This is a genomic window from Streptomyces sp. NRRL WC-3549 (assembly GCF_000721935.1).
Classification (GTDB): Bacteria; Actinomycetota; Actinomycetes; order Streptomycetales; family Streptomycetaceae; genus Streptomyces.
In genome coordinates, this window is record NZ_KL585391.1 from 195,074 (window position 1) to 197,137 (window position 2,064).

Genomic DNA, 2,064 nt, shown 5'->3' on the forward strand with positions numbered 1-2,064 from the left:
CCGGGGCGGTCGCCTTACGGGTGGCGCGACGGCGCGTACGGGCCGGCGGCGCGGCCTCGGGGACCGTGTCGGCCTCGGGGGCGGCTGCGGCCTCGGGAGCCGCCTGCGGCGCCTCGGCCACCGGCTCGGCCCGCTCCGGCTCGACCTCGGCCGGGGTCTGGGCCGGCTCGACCTCGGCAGAGGCCGGGGCCGGGCCCGGCTCGGCCGCCGGGGCGGCGGGGGCCTTCGGGGTGCCGGCCGGGGCCGTCACCTTGCGGGTCGCCCTACGGCGGCCACGGCCGCGCGTCGCCGCCTCGGCCTCGGCCGGGCTGCTGTACAGCTCCTCGTCCGCCCCGAACTCCGGCTCGGGCAGCGCCACCGGGGCGGCCACCTCGGCGGCCACCTCGGCCTCGCTCTCGGCCGGGTGCTCGGCGCCCTCGTGGTCGTGGTCGTGCTGCTGCGCCTGCTGCTCGTGGTCGTGGTCGTGGTCGTGCCCCGCGCCGCCGCGGCGCTTCTTGGACCGCTTGCCGCCGCCACCGCCGCCCGTGGTCGAGGGCTGCTCCATGTGCACGATGACACCGCGCCCGTTGCAGTGGACACAGGTCTCGGAGAAGGACTCCAGCAGCCCCTGGCCCACCCGCTTACGGGTCATCTGGACGAGCCCCAGTGAGGTGACCTCGGCCACCTGGTGCTTCGTACGGTCGCGGCCCAGGCACTCCAGCAGGCGCCGCAGCACCAGGTCGCGGTTGGACTCCAGCACCATGTCGATGAAGTCGACGACGACGATGCCGCCGAGGTCGCGCAGCCGCAGCTGGCGCACGATCTCCTCGGCCGCCTCCAGGTTGTTCTTGGTGACGGTCTCCTCGAGGTTCCCGCCCTGACCGGTGAACTTGCCGGTGTTGACGTCGACGACGACCATCGCCTCGGTCTTGTCGATCACCAGCGACCCGCCGCTCGGCAGGTAGACCTTGCGGTCCAGCGCCTTCATCAGCTGCTCGTCGATGCGGTACGTCGCGAAGACGTCGACCTCCGACGTCCAGCGCGACAGCCGGTCGCTGAGGTCCGGTGCCACCTGCGAGACGTATCCGTGGATGGTCTCCCAGGCGTCGTCACCGCTGACGATCACCTTCGAGAAGTCCTCGTTGAAGATGTCGCGGACGACGCGGACCGTCATGTCCGGCTCGCCGTAGAGCAGCGTCGGGGCGTTGGAGCCGGTGGTGCCCTTCGCCTTCTTCTGGATCTCTTCCCACTGGCCCTGGAGCCGCTCGACGTCGCGGCGCAGCTCGTCCTCGCTGGCGCCCTCGGCGGCGGTGCGCACGATGACGCCCGCGTCCTCGGGGACGATCTTCTTGAGGATGGTCTTCAGCCGGGCGCGCTCGGTGTCGGGCAGCTTGCGGCTGATCCCGGTCATCGAGCCCTCGGGCACGTAGACCAGGTAGCGGCCGGGCAGCGAGACCTGGCTCGTCAGACGGGCGCCCTTGTGGCCGATCGGGTCCTTCGTCACCTGGACGAGGACGGACTGGCCGGACTTCAGCGCGCTCTCGATGCGGCGCGGCCCGTGGGCCATGCCGAGCGCCTCGAAGTTGACCTCACCGGCGTACAGGACGGCGTTGCGGCCCTTGCCGATGTCGACGAACGCGGCCTCCATGGACGGCAGGACGTTCTGCACCTTGCCCAGGTAGACGTTGCCGACGTAGCTGGTGGCCTGCTCCTTGTTGACGTAGTGCTCGACGAGCACGTTGTCCTCGAGGACGCCGATCTGGGTGCGCTCGCCGCTCTGGCGGACGACCATGACGCGCTCGACGGCCTCGCGGCGGGCCAGGAACTCGGCCTCGGTGATGATCGGGACGCGACGGCGGCCCTGCTCGCGGCCCTCGCGGCGGCGCTGCTTCTTGGCCTCCATACGGGTCGAGCCCTTGATGGACTGGACCTCGTCGAAGCCGGTGCCGGGCTCGCGCTCGGCTTCCTTCTTGCGCGGCTCGCGGACCTTGACGACCGTACGCTCCGGGTCGTCCGAGCCCGTACCGGTGCCCGTGTCCTCGCCCGAGGCGTCGCCGCTGCGGCGCCGGCGACGGCGCCGGCGAC

At 72.2% G+C, this 2,064-nt stretch carries 1 protein-coding gene; it reads right to left on the minus strand.

Features of this window, described 5'->3' with window-relative positions; all coding sequences use genetic code 11:
- Window positions 1–2,064 (minus strand): Rne/Rng family ribonuclease (locus IH13_RS0109485; protein WP_031082817.1); only part of this gene is annotated, 2,064 nt, incomplete at both ends.